This is a genomic window from Pseudomonas sp. PS01300 (assembly GCF_029960155.1).
GTDB lineage: Bacteria > Pseudomonadota > Gammaproteobacteria > Pseudomonadales > Pseudomonadaceae > Aquipseudomonas > Aquipseudomonas palmensis.
The window spans coordinates 1-20,001 of the sequence record NZ_JASCPN010000065.1 but is presented as its reverse complement, the minus strand read 5'-3'; the positions used below and the strand labels follow the sequence as shown (position 1 = coordinate 20,001).

The window sequence follows — 20,001 nt, the reverse complement described above, 5'->3', positions numbered from 1 at the left end:
TGAGCGCGCATGATCTCAGGGGCGCGTCACCTGGGCAACCGGCTGTGTGCCCAATGCAGCCACGAACTCGGCCAACGGCATCGGCCGGGCGAACAGGTAGCCCTGCTGGAAGTCCACCCGGTGCCGGGCCAGGTAGTCGCGCTGGGCGATGGTCTCCACGCCCTCGGCGACAATGCCCAGGCCCAGCTTGCCCGACAGCTCGATGATGCTGTCCAGGATATGCAGCGACAGGGCATCGACGCCGATCATGGCCACGAAGCTCTGGTCGATCTTCAGGTAGTCGACCTTGAACTGGCGCAGGTAGCCCAGGCTCGACTGGCCGGTGCCGAAGTCATCGATGGCGATCATCACCCCCAGGGCCTGCAGCCTTGCGAACAGCTGCTCGGTGGTGTCGCTGGGTACCACCAGCTTGCGCTCGGTCAGTTCCAGGGTCAGGATCACCCGGCCAGGCGGGAAGGCGGCGAGAAAATCGCGGCAGTCGTCATACAGGGCCATGTCCTGGCAGTGATCGGCAGTGATGTTGATGCCCACATGAAAGCCGTCGCCAAAGGTCTGGGCGTGGGGCGCCAGGCCTTCGGCCACGCGCTGCATCAGGCGCCGGGTCATGGGCACGATCTGGCCGCTGTGCTCGGCATAGGGAATGAACAGGTCTGGGCGCACCATGCCTTCGCGCGGGTGCTGCCAGCGCATCAGCACCTCGGCGCCGGCCCAGCGGTAGTCACCCTCGCGCACCACCGGCTGGAAGTACGGGATGAACTCGTCGGCCTCCAGTGCCCGTTGCAGCTCCACCCGTGGCGAACTGGCCCTGCGCAGCTGCCAGCGGCAGGCCGCGCCGGCCATCACGCCCAGCAGGGTCACCAGGCCGAACAGCCCCGGGTACTCGGCGCGCATCAGGCGCCAGGGCTCGCCAGCGGCATAACCGCTGTGCACCGAAAAACGATAGCGCTGCGAGGCCTGCTGCGTCGGCGCCACGGCAAACACCGGGGGCGGGCCCTGGTGCACCACGCCGTCTTCGCCCATCCAGTTGGGGCCTACCTGCAGCACCAGGGTGGTGCCCTGGTCGAGCAGCTCCAGGGCGCTGCTCAGGTGGTCGCCATCGACGGTGGTGATGGCGCCGTCGTTGCCCTTGCTGAGCCGGTAGGCCAGCAGTGCATGGCCGGGCGTCACCGAGTTGCCGTTCATCAACCACAGGCTGCCATCGACATAGTCCTTGGCATCCACCGGCTCGCTGAAGTTGCCAAACAGCGAACTGCAGTACAGGTCATTGTCACGAAACAGGTTGCTGGAGCGCACGAACGAGCCGCGTGTCACCTGTTCGCGCAGGGCCAGCGTGGCCTCTGCGCAGGGTTGGCGGGTCAGGGGCAGCAGGGCCTGGGCGGCGCCGGCGATGTTGTCGAGGATGCGTTCGAAGTGCCCGGTGACCAGGGCGGCCGTGTTCACGGCCCTGGCCTCGAGCTCACGCTGGGCCTGCCAGTGCATGATCAGCACGCCGGACACCACCGGTATCGCCCCCACCAGCCATGGCAGCAGGGCTCGCAGGGTCCAGCGACCGGGGCGTTTTTTCGTGAGGGGCATGGTGTCTACCTGTGCGGGATGAGCGCGGATGATTTCAAGGGCAGGGTTTCCCTGGTACCCCTGAGCGCACAGCATAGCCGTTCATCGGCCCGTATACAGCTGAGGCGTCAGCCTGATGTACTGCAGGGGAGGCTGCCGCTGTCGGCAGGCCCGGGCACTAAAGTACTTACAATTTTTCTTACGCCCTGTAGAATCGCGTTACGCATACAATAATAAGGTCCTTCGCCACTGGAGGATCAGACGGCCGAGAATAGGTCCCATATGAAGTGTCATGGGTTCAAACTGATTTATGGTGACTACCTCGCCCGCAGTGTGAGGGGCATCTCCTGCGCGCCGCCACGTTCGCTCCACATCGACAGCAAGCTACCCCTGTGATTTGAACGCTTTGATGATGAGGAAACGAACATGGCAGATATCTTCGAAAACCCGATGGGCCTGATGGGCTTCGAGTTCATTGAACTGGCCGCACCTGTCCCGGGTACCCTGGAGCCGATCTTCCAGATCATGGGCTTCACCAAGGTCGCCAGCCACCGCTCCAAGGACGTGCACCTGTACCGTCAGGGCGGCATCAACCTGATCCTGAACAACGAACCCAAGAGCGTGGCGTCCTACTTTGCCGCCGAGCATGGTCCGTCGGTGTGCGGCATGGCCTTCCGTGTGCGCAATGCCCATGAAGCCTATGCCCGTGCCCTGGAGCTGGGTGCCCAGCCGGTCGAGATCGAGACCGGGCCGATGGAACTGCGCCTGCCGGCGATCAAGGGTATCGGCGGCGCGCCGCTGTACCTGATCGACCGTTTCGAGGAAGGCAGCTCGATCTACGACATCGACTTCAAGTGGATCGAAGGCGTGGACCGCAACCCGGTCGGCGCCGGCCTCAAGATCATCGACCACCTGACCCACAACGTGTATCGCGGGCGCATGGCCTACTGGGCCGGCTTCTACGAGAAGCTGTTCAACTTCCGCGAGATCCGCTACTTCGACATCAAGGGTGAGTACACCGGCCTGACCTCCAAGGCCATGACCGCCCCCGACGCGATGATCCGTATCCCGCTGAACGAGGAGTCCTCCAAGGGCGCCGGCCAGATCGAAGAGTTCCTGATGCAGTTCAACGGCGAGGGCATCCAGCACGTCGCCTTCCTCACCGACGACCTGATCAAGAGCTGGGACGCGCTGAAAAAGCTCGGCATGCGTTTCATGACCGCACCGCCGGACACCTACTACGAAATGCTCGAAGGCCGTCTGCCGAACCACGGCGAGCCGGTGGGCGAGCTGCAGTCGCGGGGCATTCTGCTGGACGGCTCGTCCGAGGCGGGCGACAAGCGCCTGCTGCTGCAGATCTTCTCCGAAACCCTGATGGGCCCGGTGTTCTTCGAGTTCATCCAGCGCAAGGGTGACGACGGCTTCGGCGAGGGCAACTTCAAGGCCCTGTTCGAATCCATCGAGCGCGACCAGGTTCGCCGCGGTGTACTGACCGCCGAATAAACGCGGCGCGTATGCAAAAAGGCCATCGAGCATGCCTCGATGGCCTTTTTTTGTGCCTGCGCCGGCCTCAACCGTAACGACGCACCGATGGCGCGCGGCGGTTGCGAAACAGCGTCCAGTACACCGCTGCCGAGGTCATGACGCCGACCAGCAGCAACGACGGGATGATGGCCTGGGCGTTGGACAGCATCGCCTGCCAGATATGGCCGTCCGGGTAGCCGCCATGGATGGTGTACCCGTAACTGGCGGACAGCACGCGGACATGCTGTTCGGAGTGATCGGGCAGCACGTCGTCGAAGGTGCTGCCCTCGCTCCACAGGTAATCGTCACCGAACTGCAGCACCAGATTGGCGCTGGCCTTTACCCGCTGCATCGTGGCTTGCAGGGTCTTGGCGTCGACCAGGGCCAGCACGCCGAGCGGGTACTCCTGCAGGCGGTAATACAGGATGGCCGAGTCCGGGGTCACATCGTTGCCCGGCTCCAGGCGCAGGCGCTGGTTGAAGAAGCTGCCCGGGTCGACCAGCAGCTGGTATTCGCCGTGCACCGTGCTGCAGTAGGCCCGGTTCTCGCGCACCAGCACCAGCGAGCGCAGCTCGGGGCGCATCACCACTTCGGTACGCAGGCTGGGCAGGGCCCGCGGGCAGGGGAAGTCCGCCAGGTTGAGCACCTTGTTGCTGGCATTGTGCAGCGAGTCGAGGATGCGATCGATGTCCTGCTGGGTGTGCTGGATCGAGACCAGGGTCGACTCGGCCAGCATCTTTTCCACCTGCCAGCTCATGATCAACAGGCCGCACCCCACAGGGGTCAGGCCGATCAACAGGATGACCAGCAGTTCCAGCAGCACACGGCCAGCGCGAAATTTGTGACGGGGCATGATTCACCTATGTTGACAGAGCGGGCCGCAGGGGCGCGCGGGCATCTTGAGCGGATGCCGTTCAGCATAAGTGAGGGGCGTAGTTTGCCCTTGTAAGACGCGACGACATTGGCCGTGCTATTCGTCGACGCTCCGGGGGGCTAGCCTGCCTTCGATGCGGCCAGTACTGCCAGCACCTGGCGTGCGACAGCGGCCGAGGAGGCGGGGTTCTGCCCGGTGATCAGGCGCCCCTCGCGCTGGTCGCGCACCACGTATTCCTGCCAGGGGTCCTCGGCCTTGCTGTACAGGCCACCGCGCGCGGCCAGTTCGTTCTCGGTCAGAAACGGCACCACCTTGTCCAGTTCGACCAGTTGTTCCTCGACGTTGGAGAACCCGGTAACCTCGCGGTCCTTGAGCAGCAGGGTGTTGTCACTGAGCTTGATGTTGAGCAGGCCGACCGCGCCATGGCACACCGAGGCCACCACGCCGCCGGCCTCGAAGATCTGGCGCGCCAGGCCCTGCAATGCCGTGTTGTCGGGGAAGTCCCAGATCACCCCGTGGCCGCCGGTGAAATAGATCGCGTGGTAGTCCTGCGCCTTGACCTGGTCAGGGGCCAGGGTGGCGCCCAGGCGGTTCATGAACGCCTTGTCGTCGTACCACTGCCAATCCAGGTCCGGGGCCATGCTCAGGCTGTGCGGGTCGATCGGCACGTAGCCGCCGGCGGGGCTCACATAGTCCACCTTGTAGCCGGCCTTCTCGATCACCGCAACGAAGTGCACGGCTTCGCCCAGCCACAGCCCGGTGGCGCGCTTGAGGCTCGGATACCTGGCGGTATTGGTCAGCACTACCAGTACTTTCTTGCTCATTGCAGCGTTCCTCTGGTGATCGGGCGCGGGGGAGGGGTGGGGCGAAGCAAACCTATAGAGCATAGTCGCGGCCGCAAAACCCGCCATCGCCCAGGGCGTTGTGCTAGTTTCCACCCATACAGCCGCTGTCACAGGAGTCACCGCCATCATGTCCACACACACCGATCCGTTCATGCAGGCCGCCATCGACGAAGCGCAGAAGAGCCTGGCAGAAGGTGGCATTCCCATCGGCTCGGTGATCGTGCACCAGGGCAGGATCATCGGACGCGGCCACAACCGCCGGGTGCAACAGGGCAGCGCGATACTGCACGGTGAAATGAGCGCGCTCGAAGATGCCGGGCGCCAGCCCGCCAGCGTGTACGCCGACGCCACCCTCTATACCACCCTGTCACCCTGCGCCATGTGCAGCGGCGCCATCCTGCTGTACGGCATCAAGCAGGTGGTGATCGGCGAGCACCACACCTTCCTGGGCGAAGAGGACCTGCTGCAGAGCCGTGGCGTGAACCTGCAGGTGCTGCATGACGCCACCTGCACCGGCCTGATGCGCAGATTCATCGAGGACCACCCCCAGCTCTGGAACGAAGATATCGGCGAGCAGTCCGAGCCTTGAGCCCCAAGGAAGCGCACCCGATCATGCACACCCCCCACTCTGAAGCGGCCCCGAACCTGTCGGGCGGCATGAGCGATGCGGTACGCCAGTTTGACTGGAGTCGCACCGCCCTGGGGCCGGCGCCGCAATGGCAGGCTTCGCTGCGCATCGCCGTGGACATGCTGCTGGCTTCCAAGTTTCCGGGTTGCCTGGTGTGGGGCCCCGAGCTGATCAGCATCCACAACGACGCGTTCGTACCCTTGCTCGGCGCCAAGCCGGCGCCGCTGGGCAAGCCGCTGAGCGTGATCTGGAGCGACGTGTGGGACGATATCAGCGCCCTGGCGCAGCGGGCCTACGCAGGCGAAGCGGTGTTCATGGAAAACTTCGCGCTCGATACCGACCGCAACGGGGATGTGGAGCGGGCGTACTTCACCTTCTGCTACAGCCCGGTGCGCGACGAGTCCGGCCAGGTGGCGGGCTTTCTGAACACCGTGTTCGAAACCACCGAGACGGTCAGAAACGAGCAGGTGTGGCGCGAACGCGCCGATGCCTTCGAACAGAAGATCATGGAGCAGACCGCAGACCACGAGCGCATCTGGGAGCTGTCCAGCGACATCATGATGCTGGTGCGCGAAGACCTGCAGATCTACGCCATCAATGCCTGCGGTCGCGAGCTGCTGGGCTGGGACGATTCGTTCATCGGCAGGCCGGTGCTGGAGCTGTGCCATGTCGACGACCGGCCGGGCATCGAAGCGGTGCACCAGCAACTGCGGGCCGGGCAGACCGTGCAGGGCTTCAAGTGCCGCTACCGTCACCGTGACGGCCATTACCGCTGGTTCAACTGGTCGATCGTGCCCAGCACCGGCATCTATACCGCCATCGGCCACGACATCACCCTGGACCAGGAGCGCGCCGCGGCCCTGGTGCAAGCCGAGGAGCTGCTGCGCCAGAGCCAGAAGATGGACGCCGTGGGCCAGTTGACCGCCGGCATGGCGCACGACTTCAACAACCTGCTGACCGGCATCAGCGGCAGCCTGGAAATGATCGAGCGGCGTATCGGCAGTGGCCAGCTGGACGGCCTGGATCGCTACATCGCCGCCGCCAAGGAGGCGTCCCAGCGCGCGGCGGTGCTCACCCACCGCCTGCTGGCATTCGCCCGGCGCCAGCCCCTCGACCCGCGCCCGGCAGACCTCAATGCCCTGGTGCACGGCATGGACGCCCTGATCCGCCAGACCCTGGGCCCGGACATCGCCCTGCAGCTGAAGGTCGAGCCGCAGCTGTGGCGCACCCTGGTGGACGCCAACCAGCTGGAAAACGCCTTGCTCAACCTGTGCATCAACGCACGCGATGCGATGCGCGCCGGCGGGCGCCTGACCATCAGTACCGGCAACGAACGCTACGATGCCCGGGTCGCAGGCAGGGACGGCCTGCCCCCTGGCGACTACTGCTCGCTGACGGTAGAGGACGACGGCCAGGGCATGAGCCCCCAGGTGATGGAGCGCGCCTTCGAACCCTTCTTCACCACCAAGCCCGTGGGCCAGGGCACCGGCCTGGGCCTGTCGATGGTGTACGGTTTCGTGCGTCAGTCGGGCGGGCGGGTGTGGATCGAGGCGTCCGATACCGGCGGCACCCGCATCAGGCTGGTGCTGCCACGCTACTGTGGCGCCGACAGCCAGTCTGCGGCCAGCGTACCGGTGCCGGCCAAGGCCAGCGTGCGGGGCAAGGGGCGGATCCTGCTGATCGATGACGAACCGACCCTGCGCATGCTGATCAAGGAGGTGCTGCAACAGGAAGGCTACGACGTGATCGAGGCCGTGGATGGCCGTTCAGGCCTGGCGGCGTGCCTGGCCGGCCCGCCGGTCGACCTGCTGATCACCGACATCGGACTGCCCGGCGGTTTCAGTGGGCGCCAGGTGGCCAGCGAGGTGCGCCGGCACAACCCGCAGCAGAACATACTGTTCATCACCGGCTACACCGATGAAGCCATCGCCCAGCGCGACACCCTCGAGGCGGGGGTGGAACTGCTGACCAAGCCGTTCCCGCTGGACCGCCTGCAGCGCAAGGTCAAGGCCATGCTTCAGCGCGCCGAGTCGCGCGGGCCGGGGTCCGGCACGCCGGCGCCCTGACTGGCCACGCGCTCCAGCAGCAGGTAGACGACGCAGGCCACCAGCAGCGGCAGCAGAAAGTACAGTACGCGGTAGGCAATCAGCGCCGCCAGCAGGGTGCCCTTGGCGTACTGGCCCTGCAGCAGGGTGATGAACACCGTCTCCAGCACCCCCAGGCCTGCCGGAATATGCGTGATCACCCCGGCAATGCTGCTGATCATCAGCACCCCGACGATGCTCGGGTAGCCCGCCTTGTCCGGCAGCAGGGTGTAGATCACCAGCCCCATCAGCAGCCAGTTGCATGCCCCCATGACGGCCTGCAGCAGTGCCAGGCGGATACCCGGCAGCGTGAGCACCTGCCCGCGCACCTGCCAGCTGCGGCGCCTGGCGAACGCGCAGGCGCCCAGGTAGGCCGCAGCGGCCAGCAGCATCAGCACACCGATCACGCGCAGCCCGCCGGTGCCGATCTCCATCCCCGCCGGCAGGCGCGGCAGGCCACAGGCGAACAGGCTGCCGGCCACCAGCAGGTAGCCCAGCCAGTTGGTCACCAGGCCCAGCCCGAGCAGGCGGCTGATGGTCGGTACATCCAGCCCCAGGCGCGAATACAGGCGATAGCGCAGGGCAACCCCGCCCACCCAGGCACTCAGGTTCAGGTTGAACGCGTAGCACACGAAGGCCAGCGGCACGACCTGGCGCGCCGGCAGCTGGTGGCCGGTGTAGCGCCGCCCCAGCAGGTCATAGCAGCTGAACAGCACGAAGCTGCACGCCGCAATCGCCCCGCCCAGCAGCAACACCCCGGGCGGGTAGGACACCAGGGCGTGACGCACCTCGCCCCAGTCCTGGTTGCGCAGCAACATGAACAGCAATGTCGGTATCAGGATGAAGAACGCCAGGGTCAGGGCCCGGCGCGCCCATTGCCAGTGTGTGCCGGAAAGCTTCATGACAGCGGCTCCTGGAGCGCCGCTGGCGGCTGCAGCGGCTTGAGCCGGGGCTGGTGCGCAGGCAGCCAGCCGACGATGGCCGGGAACAGGCGGGTGAAGTGGAACGCCATGAAGATCAGCGGCGCGCGCCACCAGTAGCCGCGCAGCACCCGTTGCAGGGTCACCGGCTTGCATTGGCTGTTGGCCAGCGCCTGCAGGTGCTCGCCCAGCAGCTGGTTGAAGGCCTGGTCGCGGATCACCAGGTTGGCCTCGAGGTTCAGCGACAGGCTCAGCGGGTCGAGGTTGCTCGACCCAACCGTGGACCACTCGCGGTCCACCACCGCGACCTTGCCGTGCAGCGGGCGCTCGCAGTACTCGTGAATGCGCACGCCGTCGCGCAGCAGGTAGTTGTAGAGCATGCGCGAGCACAGCCGCACCAGCGGCATGTCGGGCATGCCCTGCAGGATCAGGGTGACGTCCACGCCACGCCGGGCCGCATTGCGCAGGGCCCGCAACATCCGGTAGCCGGGGAAGAAGTACGCATTGGCGATGATGATCCGTTCGCGCGCGGTGACGATGGCGCGCATGTAGTGCTGCTCGATGTCGGTGGGGTGCTCGGCGTTGTCGCGGATGCACAGGCACATGCGCGCCTGCACGCTGTCGGCACTGATCGGCGGTGCCCGGCGCCACCAGCCCCGGGGCCGCACAGGGCGGGCGCGCTGGGCGTCGAGCAGGGTCAGGGTGGCCTGCTGCAGGTCGGCCACGATCGGCCCCCGTACCCGCACGGCGTAGTCCTGCTTGGCCATCGGCCCGAAGTCGGCCAGGTGGTCGGCGCTGTAGTTGATTCCGCCGACAAAGGCAGTGTGCCCGTCGATCACCAGGATCTTGCGGTGCAGGCGGCGGAACAGGTTGGTGCGCAGCCCCAGCCGCCGCGGGCTCGGGTCGAACGCCTGCAGGTGCACACCGGCCTGGCTCAGCGCCAGCAGAAAGGCGTTGCTCAGGTCGGCGGTGCCATAACCGTCCACCAGCACCTCCACCTGCACGCCGCGTTGCGCTGCCTCGATCAATACCTGTTGCAGCTGCTTGCCGACCTTGTCTTCGAAAATGATGAAGGTCTCCAGCAGCACCTGCTCCCTGGCATTGGCAATCGCCTCGAAGGCGGCCGGGAAGTACGCCTCGCCATTGATCAGCAATTGCACCTCGTTATCCTCGCGCCAGTCGGCCTTCATAGCAGTACCTCCACGAACAGCGGCAAGTGGTCTGACAGGTGCGACCAGGGTTTGCGCCCCATCACCCGGGGTTGCCGGGCCTGGGCGTTGCGCACATAGATACGGTCCAGGCACAGCAGTGGCCAGCGCGCCGGAAAGCTGCGTGCGGGGCGCCCGTGGGCCTGGGTGAACACCTCCACCAGGCCGCAGCCGGCCAGGTGCTGGTCGGCGCGCTGGCGCCAGTCATTGAAGTCGCCCGCCACGATCACCGGCGCCTCGTCGGGCAGGCTTTCCAGCAGCCGGCACAGCAGGCGCAACTGCTTGACGCGCTGGCCCTCGTCCAGCCCCAGGTGCGCGCACACGGTATGCAGCGGGCGCTGGCCGGGTACATCGAGCACGGCGTGGAGCAGGCCGCGGCGCTCGCTGCCGGTCACGCTCACATCGAGGTTTTCGTAATGCCGGATGGCGAACTTGGACAGCAGCGCATTGCCGTGCTCGCCGTCCGGGTACACCGCATTGCGCCCGTAGGCGTACTGCGGCCACAGGCTGTCGGCCAGGAACTCGTACTGCGGCACGTGGGACCAGTCCGGGTGGCGGCTGGCATGGCCACGGTGGCTGCCCAGCACCTCCTGCAGAAACACCAGGTCGGCGTCCTGGCTGCGCACGGCCTCGCGTAGCTCGGGCAGCACATAACGCCGGTTGAACGCGCTGAAGCCCTTGTGCACATTCACCGTAAGCACCCGCACGGCGTGCTCGGTGACCTGCCGGCCGGCCACCGGCGGGGGCTGGGGCAGGCTCATGGGGCGTTGCCCGGGCCGAGCATCTGCGCCACCTTGCGCGTCAGCTGGGTGAACTTGAATGGCTTGTTGATCATCTGCATGCCCGGGTCGAGAAAGCCCCGGCACGAGGTGGCGTTTTCGGCGTAGCCGGTGATGAACAGCACCTTCAGCCCCGGGCGCAGCTTGCGCGCGATCTCCGCCAGCTGGCGCCCGTTCATCCCCGGCAGCCCCACATCGCTGATCAGCAGGTCGATCGGGCGGTCGGAGCGCAGAACCGACAGTGCCAGGCTGGCGTCGGCCACCTCGCAGCACTGGTAGCCCTGCTCGGCGAGGGTCTCGTGGACCAGCTGGCGCACCGTGTGGTCGTCCTCCACGATCAGCACGCGGTTGCTGCCATTGGCCTCCGGCGGCGGGCCGGGGGCGGGCGCTGGCGCGCCCTGTACATCCCCCACATGCCGCGGCAGGTAGAGCTCGACCTGGGTGCCATGGCCGATGCTGCTGTACAGCGCCACGTGCCCCTGTGACTGGCGACTGAAACCATACACCATCGACAGGCCCAGCCCGGTGCCCTGGCCGATGGGCTTGGTGGTGAAGAAGGGGTCGAAGGCGCGGTCCACGCTGCTTTGCGGCATGCCGCAGCCGTTGTCGTGCACGCTCAGCAGTACATAGTCGCCGCTGGCCAGCGGATGCCCGCCAGGCAACGGCTTGCCCTGGCGACGGTTGCCGGCGTGGATGCGCAGCTCACCGCCGTTGGGCATGGCATCACGGGCGTTGCTCAGCAGGTTGTCGATGGCTTCGCGCAACTGCTGCGCGTCCACCTCGATGTGCCACAGGTCGGCGTCGAGGCTGACCTGCAGGTCGATCTGCGGGGTCAGCAGGGCGCGCAGCTGGTCGCCGTCCAGCAGGCTGGCCAGGCTGACCGGGCCCGCATCCAGCGGCTGACGGCTGGAGAATGCCAGCAGCCGATGGGTCATGCTGGCGGCGCGCTGCACCGCCCCCAGGCTCATGTCGATAAGCTTGGGCAGGTCTTCCTGGCGGCCCTGGGCAAGGCGCCGGCGGATCAGCTCCACGCTGCCGCCGATGCCGGTAAGCAGGTTGTTGAAGTCGTGGGCTACACCGCCGGCCAACTGGCCGATGGCTTCCATCTTCTGCGTGTGGCGCAGCTGTTGTTCGTCTTCGCGCAGGTGGCGCAGTTGCTCTTCCACCCGTTGCTCCAGGTCCTGCAGGCGGGCCGCGCTGTACTGGGCCTGGTACTGGCGACGGCGTGCGCGCAGCGAAGCGTGGGTCAGGGCCAGCAGGCCGCTGGGCTGGAACGGGCATGCCAGCAGGAACAGGTTGCCCAGCGCCGTGTGCAGGTCGGCGTCCGGCGCCCGGGCCGGGCTAGTCAGCAGCACCACCGGCAGGTCCGACCAGGCGGGCTGGGTACGCAGGTAGTTGTGCACGGGCGACTGCACGAAGCCGCCCAGGGACTCGTCGGCGATGATGGCCAGCCCCGCGCCCTGGCCCAGGGCATCGGCCATCTCGTCCAGGTCGCGGGTGGCCAGCGCCTGTATGCCGGCTTCGTCGAACAGGTTCAGCGCCAGGCGGCTGAGGGTGGGCGGGGCAAGTATCAGTGCGCGTTCGCCGTTTGGCACCGAATTGTTCACGGGCGATCTCCTTTGATAACGCACAGCCAGGCGATTGCCTTTTTATCCATGCACTATCACTGGACACGCCACTTTCGGCGGGGTTCAAAACGCTTGCGGGAGCCCGGACAAGGGGCCTCAGAGGCCTTGCTGCACCAGCGGATCGTCCGGGTTCTGCTGCTCCAGCTGGGCCAGCAGCACCTGCACGTTCTGCAGCTGGCCGGTCTCTTTCCAGTAGCCGATCAGCAGCACCCGCGCCTTGCGGTTGGCCGGCTGGCGGGCGAGCAGGGTTTCGAGCTGCTTCTGCGCCACCTCGACCTGCTCCAGGCTGTGCAGGGTCAACGCCAGGGTATAGCGATACTCGGCGTTGTCCGGGTCCAGCGCCAGGGCCCGGTCGAACGCCAGCAGCGCGTATTCGTGCTGGTCGTGGCGCATCAGCCACAGGCCCAGCTCGTGTTGCAGGAAGGCCGAGTCGGGGTGGCGCTTGAGCGCCTGGGCCAGCAGCTCGCGGGAGGCATCGGCGTGGCCCTGGCTGTCGAGCAGGCGCACCTTGGCCGCCAGTGCCTCGAGGTCGTCGGGGGCCAGCGCCAGCGCTCGCTCCAGTGCCTGCGCCGCCTCGTCGTCATGGCCCTCGTGCACGTACAGCCGGGCCAGGTGCACCTGGGCGGCGGCATCGTCGAGCTGCTTGAGCAAGGCCTGCTGGTACTGCTCCAGTGCCTGCTGCAGCGGGCCGTAGTACAGGCCGACATCGTCCGGGCCCAGCCCCAGCAGCGCATCGACCGCGGCAAAGCGCACGCTCTGCTCGGGGTCTTCGAGCATCGGCCCCAGCAGCACGCTGCGCTGCGGCGCCGGCACCAGCGCGCTGATGCTGGCGATCGCCGCGCGGCGCACCAGCGGGTCGTCGTGGCTCAGGTCCTGGTCGGCCAGCTTCAGCGCCAGCGGCGAAGGGTAGTTGGGCAGCTCGGCATGCAGGCTGGCGCGGCGAATGCCCGACAGGTCGGCGCGCGCCAGTTGCTGGTACAGCACCCGCGCCGCCCCCGGCTGCCCTTCATGGGCCATGGTCAGCGCCTTGGTGTAGCCATGGCTGGGGGCCGGCGCGGGGGCCGGGGCGTCACCCAGCCAGCCGTAGCCCAGCCCGATGACGAGCAGCACGAGCAGGCTGAGCAGTGTATAGAGGCGCGGTTTTGACATGCGGCATCCGGGCAGGCGGGGTGGGGCAAGCTTGGGTCAGCCAGGAAACGGAGTCAATCCGTTTTCCCCCTTCACCTGCCCGCGCCCTGCGCCGCAGCCCGTGCCGCGAGCCGTCAGGTGCGAAAATGCACCACCAGGCTCTGCAGGTCGCTGCCCAGGCGCGCCAGTTCGACGCTGGAGCTGGCGATCTCGCTGCTGGCCAGTGCCGACTGGTCGGCGGTTTCGCGCACATGCAGCACGTTGCGGGTGATTTCCTCGACCACCGTGGTCTGTTCTTCGGCGGCGCTGGCGATGCGCAGGCTCATCTGCTGGATGTCCGAGACCTGCCGGGTGATCGCCGCCAGCGCATCGCCGGTGTTGCGCACCCCGGTCACGGTCGACTGGGTCTGCTCCACGCTGGACTGCATGATCTGCGTACTCTCGTTGGCAATGCGCTGCAACTCGCCGATCAGGTGCTCGATCTCCTCGGAAGACTGCTGGGTACGCTGGGCCAGGCTGCGCACCTCGTCGGCCACCACTGCGAAGCCGCGCCCGGCCTCGCCGGCACGTGCCGCCTCGATGGCGGCATTGAGCGCCAGCAGGTTGGTCTGCCCGGCCACGGCCTTGATCACCCCGAGCACGCTGGCGATACGGTCGATTTCCTGGTGCAGGCGGCTCATCGACTCGGCCGACACCCCGACCTCGCCGGCCAGCGCCTCGATCTGCACGATGGCATTGCGCGAGATGCCCGAGGCGCCGCTGGCTTCCTCGTCGGCCTGGCGGGCCGCCTGGGCCGCGTCTTCGGAGTTGCGCGCCACGGCCTGCACCATCGAGGTCATCTGGTTCATGGCGGTGGCGACCCGGTCGGTGTCGCTGCGCTGGCTGTCGGTGCCGGCCTGGGTCTGGGTGGTGATGGTGGCCAGCTGGCTGGCCGATACCGCCAGTTGCGAGGAGCCGTGACCAATGCGCGTGATCACCTCGCGCAGACGCTGGCTCATGTCGCCGATGGCGCGCAGCAGCTGGCCCAGTTCGTCTCGCCGATGGCTGTCCAGCTGCACGGTGAGGTCGCCGTGGGCGATGCGCTCGGCCGCCTCCAGGCTCTGGCGCAGCGGGCGCACGATCTGCCGGCCGATCAGCCAGGCGATCAGGGTGCCCAGCACCAGGGTCGCGACGGTCACGCCCAGTAGAATCGAGACCACCGTGGCCACGCTGGCGGCAGCGCGCTCCTCTTCCTTCTTGTACAGCACGTTGATGCTGCCCTGCAGGTCGGCCAGCAGGGCGTTGGCCTGCACCACCCGGGCGCTGTCGGGCGGGTCCAGGGCCAGGGCGGCCTGGTGGGTGGTGATGTAGCCCTGCAGGCCGTCGGCCAGTTGCTGCACGGTCTGCAGGTCTTCGGCGGGCCAGGCGCCGCGCTGCACGTCCTCGAGCACCGCGTTCAGTGCGCTGTGCAAGGCCTGCTGGTGGGTCTGGTGGGTGTCCAGGTGGGCGGCCTGGGGCGCCAGCGCGTACTGGTAGTTGGCCTCGCGGGCAAACACCGTTTCGTCGAACAGGGTGCTCAGTCGGTTGATCCGCTCGAACGAAGTCTTGTCGTTGTGCAACCCCTTGAGGCCGGTGGCGGCCAACCACACCGCCAGGGCCAGCATCAGCCCGAAGCCCAGTGCCAGTTTGCGGGTGACGGTGAGGTTTTCCAGTGAAAGTACGCGCAGCATGAACGCTCCTTAGAGTGGGGGGAACGTGGTTCCCGCCACACTATAGAAGCGCTGTCGCAGTGGATGAAGGCTAAGTGCCATACATCACGCCAAACGTTGATCCAGCTCAATTTTATTGTCGGACAAAACTCAGAAGTCGTAACTCAGGCTGGTGTAGTAGAACGCGCCCTGGGCGCCCTCGGGCGAGGTGATCGAGTACTTCTGCACCCCGTACAGGGTCTGGCCTTCGAGTTTGTCGGGGTGGCTGTCGAACAGGTTGATCGCACCCACCGAGACCTTCAGCCCCTGGTCGAAGCGATAGCTCAGGTCCAGGTCGGTGATCCACTGCGCGCTGAAGGTCTGGTCCAGGTCGGGGTTGCTGGCATTGAGGCTCTGCCATTCACCGTAGCGGCGCTGGGTCAGGGTCACGCCCCAGTTCTGGTACAGCCAGTTGGCGCTGAGGGTCAGCTTGGTGTCGGGGGTGCCGTGCTCGATCAGGCCCTGGGTGGCGCGCCCGACGATCTGGTTGCCGGCAATGCCGCCGGCATCGCGCAGTTCGGTGATGCGCGTGCGGGTCTTGGCGAAGCCGGCGTTCAGGTCCAGCCGGCCGTACTGCGCCAGGTCCCACTGGTACTGGCCGGCCAGCTCGATGCCGTCGGTGCGGGTGTCGGCAATGTTGGTATAGAACGCCGCACTCTGGATGTTGGCATACGGCGTACCGGCGAAGATCGGCCCCACCACGTTGGCCGGCAACTGGTCGGACAGGGTGATGCGGTTGTCGATGTCGATGCGGTAGGCGTCCACGGTCACCGAGGCGTTGGCCAGCGGGCGCCACACCAGGCCCAGGGAGTAGTTGGTCGACTCTTCGGGCTTGAGCGCGCGCCCGCCCAGCAGCGCGGCCTCGGGGCTGTCGGCACGCAGGGTGCGCTGCTGCACCTCGACCCAGTTGCCGCTGCCAGGTGGCTGCTCCACCACCTGCACGCTGAACGAGGACAGCCCGCTCTGCACCAGTGAAGGGGCGCGGTAGCCGGTGCTGAGGCTGCCGCGTGCGGCGATCTGCGGGGTGAAGTCGTAGCGCAGCGACAGCTTGCCGTTGGTGGTGTCGCCAAAGTCCGAGTAATGCTCCGAGCGCAGCGCCACGCCGGCCTGGAACTTGTCGGTGAGCTGCCCTTCGAGGTCGACATAGGCGCCGAACACCTTGCGCTCCAGCGACGCGGCATCGACGTTGGTGATGCCCGAGTAGTAACCGGGGATCGGCCGCCCGCTGACCGGGTCCAGGCTGCCGAACAGCGGCCCGTTCTGCCAGCCGGCCGCCTCGCCGGCGCCCAGGTGGTAGTTCTCCTTGCGCCAGGCCAGGCCCGCCGACAGGGTCAGCGGCCTGGCCAGCAGGTCGGTGGGGAAGTCGCGCACCCAGTCCAGGGTCAGGTTGGTCTGTTGGTTCTCGCGCTCGCCGGTGTAGATGCTCGACGGGCTGGCCGTGCCCCAGCTGGGGTTGATGGCGTTGCGGTCGGTGGACTTCAACGTGTCGTTGCCGTAGTTGGCAGCCAGGTCGAACGTGCCCAGGGTTTCGTCCTCCCAGCGCAGGCCGCCGGTCACGGCATAGTCTTGCAGGTTGTAGCGGGTGACCGGCAGGCGCCCGTCCGGGTAGCGGCGCAGCGCATCGCTGCCGTAGTTGCGGGCCAGGGTGGTGGGCGGGTCGAAGAAGCCGTCGGCGTCGGTGTTCTTGTGCGCATAGGTGGCAAAGCCATAGGCGGTCAGCCCTTCGCCCAGGCCGATTTCGCTGTTGGCCACCAGGTTGTACTGGTCCGAGACATTGCCCGAGCCCCAGCGCCAGGTGCGGTAGCGGTTGTTCTGCTCGCGCGGGGTATCGGTGCTGGTGCTGCCGGGGTAGAAGATCCGGTTGTCGGGGTTGGTGTCGCTGGCCGGGTCCTGGCTGCCGGCATCGAAGCTCAGGGTCAGGAAGCCATCGTTGGGCAGGGCCAGGCCCTTCCAGCCGCTGAGCTTGCGCTGCAGGCCGTCGCCCTTGTCGTAGCCGCCGAAGCGATAGCCCACGTTGCCGCCTTCATCGTTCTCCTTGAGCACGATGTTGATCACCCCGGCGATGGCGTCCGAGCCGTACTGGGCGGCGGCGCCGTCGCGCAGGATCTCCACCCGCGACACCGCGCTGAGCGGGATCAGGCTCAGGTCCACGGCCGCTGCGCCACGCCCGTTGGCCAGGCCCTGGCGGGTCACGTTGGCGCTGGTATGGCGGCGCTTGCCGTTGACCAGCACCAGCACCTGGTCCGACGCCAGGCCGCGCAGCGAGGCGCCCTGGGCGATGGAGCCGGCGAACGCGCCCTGGGGCGACTGCGGGAAGCTGAACGAGGGCGACAGGGCGGTCAGCGCACCGGACAGGTCGCTGGCGCCGGTGTCCTGCAGCTTTTCGGCGCTCAGCACATCCACCGGGGCTGCGCTTTGCAGCGCGGTGACGTCGCTGCGGCGGGTGCCGACCACGACCACGGTATCGAGCTTGTCATCCGCGCCGGGTGCGGCCTGGGCAGAGCATTCGGGCACGGCAACGCTGCCGATGACCAGCGCGATGGCGCCGGCCAAGGGGGTGGGACGCAACATGGGGTGTACTCCTTGCAAGGCAGTTGAAGTGCGCCGGCAGCCTGCCGCCGGTGCGGTCGATCAGAATCGGCTGGTGACGCTGAGGCCGACCGTGCGCGGGTCGCCGTAGGTCAGCACGTACTGGCCCTGGGGGCCGTTGGGCCGGCCGTGCACCTGGTAGCGGCGGTCGGTGAGGTTGTTGACGAAGCCGGTCACGCTGAGCTTTTCATCCGCGCTGAACCAGGTCAGGCGGCTGTTGGCCAGGGTGTAGTGGGGCTGGCTGAGGGTCGGCTCGGCGCTGCTCTGGCGGTTGGCCAGAAAGTACTCCTTGTCGCGAAAACTCACGTCGGCGCCGGCCACCAGCTTGCCGCCGATCGCCAGCGGGATGGTGTAGTCGGCGCCCAGCGACACCACGTTGCGCGGCGAACGCACGAAGCTGTTGCCGCTGTAGTCGGCGGTCACCTCGCCGGTGGTGGGGTTGACGTTCTTGAAGTCGGTGTACTCGGTGTCCAGGAACGACACCGCCGCGCGCAGGTGCAGGTAGTCGGTGGGCTGGCCCTCGATCTCCAGCTCCGCGCCCTTGACCTTGCCCTTGGCACCGTTGGTGAGCGCGGTGGTGAGCACGCCGCTGTTGACCGTCAGCAGGTTGACCTGGATGTCCTGGTAGTCGTAGTAGAACAGGTTGGCGTTGACCGTCAGGCGGTGGTCGAACCACTCCGATTTCAGGCCCAGCTCGTAGGCATCGAGCTGTTCCGGGTCGACCGTGGTCAGCTGCGCCAGGTTGCTCGACAGGCCGGTGTTGAAGCCGCCGGAGCGAAAGCCGTGGGCATAGCGAAAGAACACCCGCAGGTTGTCGTTGATGCGGTACTCGGGCGTCACATCGTAGGTCCAGGCGTCCCAGCGCTTGCTCTCGTCGCGGTTGCCGTTGGCGCCCGCAGCGCCCAGCGGCACCAGCGGGCCGTTGGCGCTGGTGCGGGTGAGCTGGGCCAGGTCCAGGTCGATGCTCTTTTTCTCGGTGGTCCAGCGCAGCCCGCCGGTCACGGTGAAGTTGTCGCTCAGGTCATAGGCCAGGTTGCCGAACAGCGCGTAGCTGTCGGTCTTGTGGGTGTAGTCGAGGCTGCTCAGGTCGACCCCGCCGATCTGGTTGGAGCCGGTGCCGTTGGGCGTCGGGCCCGGGGTCACGAAACGCCGGTCGGTGCTGTCGAGGGTTTCGTGAAAGTAATGGGTGCCGAGCATCCAGCGCAGGGTTTCCTGCTGCGGGGAGGCCAGGCGAAATTCCTGCGAGTACTGGTCGTAGCGGTTGTCGGTGTCGCTCGCGCCGTTGACCTCGTAGGGGGTGTAGTCGGCGTCGGTCAGCGACTGCTGGCGGATAGAGTCGTAGGCGGTGATGGAGGTCAGCCGGTAGTCGCCGATGTCCCAGTTCAGGGTCAGCGAGGTGCCGTCGTGGTCGAGTTTGGAGTGCTCGTCCACGTTCAGCTCGATGCGCCGCCCCTGGGGGCGCTGGTAGCCGACGTTGTAATAGGTGCCCAGCGGCAGCGAACCGCTGCTGCCATCGCCCTTGAACTGGCGCCCGTGGAGCTTCCACAGCGCCTCCAGGTCCGGGTTGAGCCTGGCCAGAAACTGTACGCGCACGGCCTTCTTGTTGACGTCGCCATAGGTCTGGTCGTTGGTCAGGTTGTGGGTGAAGCCGTCGCGCTCCTCGGAATACAGCGACACCCGGCCGGCCAGGCGTTCGTCCACCAGGGTGCCGCCCAGGGCGCCGTTGAGGATGCGTTCGTTCTTGCTGCCAAAGCCGATGGTGCCGAAGCCGTCGGTGTCGAAGGTGGGCTTTTTCGAGATCACGTTGACTGCCCCCGCCGTGGTGTTCTTGCCGTACAGGGTGCCCTGAGGGCCGCGCAGCACCTCGATGCGCTCCAGGTCGAACAGCGGGCCGCCGCCGGCGACGGGGGCGTTGAGGTAGACGTCGTCGGCATAGATGCCCACCGGGTAGACCGTGGCGGCGCCGGTGTCGCCGGTGCCCAGGCCGCGGATGTACCAGCGCGGGCGGCCATCGCCATCGGGGTTCTTGGCCGAGGCGTTGGGGATGAAGGTGGTGATGTCGCCCATGGCGCGCACGCCGTCGGCGGTGATACTGGTGCCCTGGACCGCGCTGACCGCCACCGGCACTTCCTGCAGGGTTTCTTCGCGGTGTTGTGCGGTGACGGTGACGGTCTTGAGTGCCGGCGTGGTGCTGTCGTCGGCGTGGGCGGTGCTGGTGCCTGCGAGCAGCAGGCCCAGGCCGATGCCCCTGGCCAGTGGATGAAGCTGATGCATGGTGTGGCTCCCCGAGTGTGGCTGATACGGGGCTAGAGCAGGGTTTGTGCCATGTTTGCAAGCTGTTGATTTACATGGCTTTTATCGGGTGTTTCGGGGTGGGTTGCTAGTGGTGCAGCAGGGGGCTGTGGAATGCCTGCTGCTGCAGCAGCAAACCGGTTGGCAAGGCTGCGCCTTGCATCGCGGGTCAAGCCCGCTCCCATACGGACCGTGCGAATCCTGTGGGAGCGGGCTTGACC

General features: G+C 66.9%; 14 protein-coding genes and 1 pseudogene. 3 read left to right on the top strand and 12 right to left on the bottom strand.

Annotated features, from left to right (window positions below; translation table 11 throughout):
• Positions 1–26 precede the first annotated feature (26 nt).
• Positions 27–1,575 (bottom strand): annotated as a pseudogene (locus QMX96_RS22795) (EAL domain-containing protein).
• 405 nt (positions 1,576–1,980) lie between these two features.
• Between QMX96_RS22795 and hppD the strand changes: the two are divergent.
• Positions 1,981–3,057: a 4-hydroxyphenylpyruvate dioxygenase gene (gene hppD, locus QMX96_RS22790; RefSeq protein WP_054915379.1), complete on the top strand. Its 1,077-nt coding sequence runs from the start codon at positions 1,981–1,983 to the stop codon at positions 3,055–3,057.
• A gap of 67 nt (positions 3,058–3,124) precedes the next feature.
• Here hppD and QMX96_RS22785 read toward each other — a convergent pair whose 3' ends face one another.
• Positions 3,125–3,931: a CSS-motif domain-containing protein gene (locus tag QMX96_RS22785; RefSeq protein ID WP_043862927.1), complete on the bottom strand. Its 807-nt coding sequence runs from the start codon at positions 3,929–3,931 to the stop codon at positions 3,125–3,127.
• A 140-nt stretch (positions 3,932–4,071) separates the two neighbouring features.
• Complete coding sequence (locus tag QMX96_RS22780) at positions 4,072–4,776, bottom strand: type 1 glutamine amidotransferase domain-containing protein (RefSeq protein WP_043862926.1); 705 nt, start codon at positions 4,774–4,776, stop codon at positions 4,072–4,074.
• A gap of 148 nt (positions 4,777–4,924) precedes the next feature.
• On the opposite strand from QMX96_RS22780, the gene QMX96_RS22775 reads away from it, so the two are divergent.
• Complete coding sequence (locus tag QMX96_RS22775; protein WP_274096410.1) at positions 4,925–5,386, top strand: nucleoside deaminase; 462 nt, start codon at positions 4,925–4,927, stop codon at positions 5,384–5,386.
• Positions 5,387–5,409: 23 nt separating this feature from the next.
• Complete coding sequence (locus QMX96_RS22770; RefSeq protein WP_282362497.1) at positions 5,410–7,491, top strand: ATP-binding protein; 2,082 nt, start codon at positions 5,410–5,412, stop codon at positions 7,489–7,491.
• Here the strand turns inward: QMX96_RS22770 and QMX96_RS22765 are convergent.
• The 9 genes from QMX96_RS22765 to QMX96_RS22725 form a co-directional block, all read right to left on the bottom strand.
• Positions 7,443–8,411 (bottom strand): lysylphosphatidylglycerol synthase domain-containing protein, encoded by a 969-nt coding sequence (locus QMX96_RS22765; RefSeq protein WP_282362495.1) that lies wholly within the window; start codon positions 8,409–8,411, stop codon positions 7,443–7,445. The two genes, QMX96_RS22770 and QMX96_RS22765, sit on opposite strands and share 49 nt — an antisense overlap.
• Positions 8,408–9,619: a cardiolipin synthase ClsB gene (gene clsB, locus QMX96_RS22760; RefSeq protein ID WP_282362494.1), complete on the bottom strand. Its 1,212-nt coding sequence runs from the start codon at positions 9,617–9,619 to the stop codon at positions 8,408–8,410. The genes QMX96_RS22765 and clsB overlap by 4 nt, the downstream gene beginning before the upstream one ends.
• The gene (locus QMX96_RS22755) at positions 9,616–10,398 is read right to left on the bottom strand and encodes an endonuclease/exonuclease/phosphatase family protein (protein ID WP_282362493.1); all 783 of its coding nucleotides are present in this window, start codon (positions 10,396–10,398) and stop codon (positions 9,616–9,618) included. Before QMX96_RS22755 ends, clsB begins: the two co-directional genes overlap by 4 nt.
• Complete coding sequence (locus tag QMX96_RS22750; protein ID WP_088515376.1) at positions 10,395–12,023, bottom strand: response regulator; 1,629 nt, start codon at positions 12,021–12,023, stop codon at positions 10,395–10,397. Before QMX96_RS22750 ends, QMX96_RS22755 begins: the two co-directional genes overlap by 4 nt.
• Positions 12,024–12,140: 117 nt before the next feature.
• Positions 12,141–13,193 (bottom strand): tetratricopeptide repeat protein, encoded by a 1,053-nt coding sequence (locus QMX96_RS22745; protein ID WP_054915374.1) that lies wholly within the window; start codon positions 13,191–13,193, stop codon positions 12,141–12,143.
• Between the two features lie 113 nt (positions 13,194–13,306).
• Positions 13,307–14,881 (bottom strand): methyl-accepting chemotaxis protein, encoded by a 1,575-nt coding sequence (locus QMX96_RS22740; protein ID WP_043862919.1) that lies wholly within the window; start codon positions 14,879–14,881, stop codon positions 13,307–13,309.
• A gap of 129 nt (positions 14,882–15,010) precedes the next feature.
• Positions 15,011–17,470: a TonB-dependent receptor gene (locus QMX96_RS22735; protein WP_282362490.1), complete on the bottom strand. Its 2,460-nt coding sequence runs from the start codon at positions 17,468–17,470 to the stop codon at positions 15,011–15,013.
• Between the two features lie 60 nt (positions 17,471–17,530).
• Positions 17,531–19,762 carry a TonB-dependent receptor gene (locus QMX96_RS22730; protein ID WP_282362488.1) on the bottom strand — a complete coding sequence of 744 codons (2,232 nt, stop codon included), beginning with the start codon at positions 19,760–19,762 and terminating at the stop codon, positions 17,531–17,533.
• Positions 19,763–19,794: 32 nt separating this feature from the next.
• Positions 19,795–20,001, bottom strand: a 207-nt coding sequence (locus tag QMX96_RS22725; RefSeq protein WP_282362487.1) for a hypothetical protein, incomplete at its 5' end; no start/stop codon positions are given.